This is a genomic window from Desulfosporosinus sp. Tol-M2 (assembly GCF_059735615.1).
On the sequence record NZ_JCAIJG010000186.1, the window covers coordinates 1 to 1272 of the forward strand.

Genomic DNA, 1272 nt, shown 5'->3' on the forward strand with positions numbered 1-1272 from the left:
ATTTGTAAGAGGACGGACTTGAGTTGACAGTTTGTCAGAAAAGGTGGTCAGATACCTCCCGGATTGTTAGCAGCAATCAATAAACAGGAGGTAAAGGAAATGACCACCGAGCAGAAGCTTATCAGAAACAAACTCAGTTTGATAGAATTAGCTGAATATCTACAGAACGTATCCCAGGCTTGTCGGATTAATGGTGTTTCAAGGCAGCATTTTTACGACATCAAGAAGGTTTATGAAGAAGAAGGGATAGAAGGACTGAAGGAAAAAAGCCGGAAGAAGATTTGTATTAAGAACCGGGTATCGCCGGAGATTGAAGAAGCTGTGGTGGCCATGGCGTATGAATATCCGGCTTATGGCCAGGCCAGGGCATGCAATGAGTTGAGGAAGCAAGGGGTCTTGGTCTCCAGCGGAGGAGTCCGTAGTATCTGGCTCAGGCATGGTTTAGAAACCTTCAAGAAACGATTACATCTTCTGGAAGAGAAAGCAGCCAAAGAAGGCATCGTTTATACGGAAGCTCAACTGGTTGCGTTAGAGGCAGCGAAAAGGGAGAGAGAATCCCATCCGGATGAGATCGAGACACAGCATCCGGGCTACCTCATCAGCCAGGACACATTTTATGTTGGCTATTTGAAGGGTGTTGGCCGTATTTATCAGCAGACTGTCGTTGACACCTATTCAGCGGTCACCTTTGCCAAGGTATATACGGCGAAGATCCCCATTACGGCAGCCGATCTTCTGAATGACCGGGTAATCCCCTTCTTTGAGAGTTTCAATATTCCCGTTTTACGGGTTTTAACGGACCGGGGAACGGAGTACTGTGGATCTCCCGATAAGCATCCTTACCAACTGTTTCTGCAGCTCAATGACATCGATCATACCAAGACGAAAGTCAGAAGTCCCCAGACGAATGGAATCTGCGAGAGGGTCCATCAGACCATTCTCAATGAATTTTACAAGGTTGCCTTTAGAAAGAGGCTCTATGCGGATCTGGAATCCTTGCAAGTCGATCTGGATGCGTATATGGATGAGTACAATGAAAAAAGAACCCATCAGGGGAAACGTTGCCAGGGAAGAACTCCCATGGATACATTCCAGGATGGATTGAAGCTCTTTAGAGAGAAAAATTTAAGCGAAATGACAGCAGCCTAACCGCTGTTATCAATCCGGAAGGATCGGGCCACTGTCAACTCAAGTCCTGTTTAGGACACATTATTCCTCCCGGTTCATCCCCACGCATGTGGGGAACATTCGATAAGATAAATAATAGGAAAT

At 46.1% G+C, this 1272-nt stretch carries 1 protein-coding gene; it reads left to right on the forward strand.

The window, feature by feature from the left end; translation table 11 throughout:
- Positions 1–99 precede the first annotated feature (99 nt).
- The gene (locus AC6I5A_RS13705; protein WP_034617217.1) at positions 100–1149 is read left to right on the forward strand and encodes an IS481 family transposase; all 1050 of its coding nucleotides are present in this window, start codon (positions 100–102) and stop codon (positions 1147–1149) included.
- Positions 1150–1272: the final 123 nt, after the last annotated feature.

What these genes read in the sequence shown, in the direction of transcription:
- AC6I5A_RS13705 (WP_034617217.1), top strand. Translation starts at nt 100, where the DNA reads ATGACCACCGAGCAGAAGCTTATCAGAAACAAACTCAGTTTGATAGAA.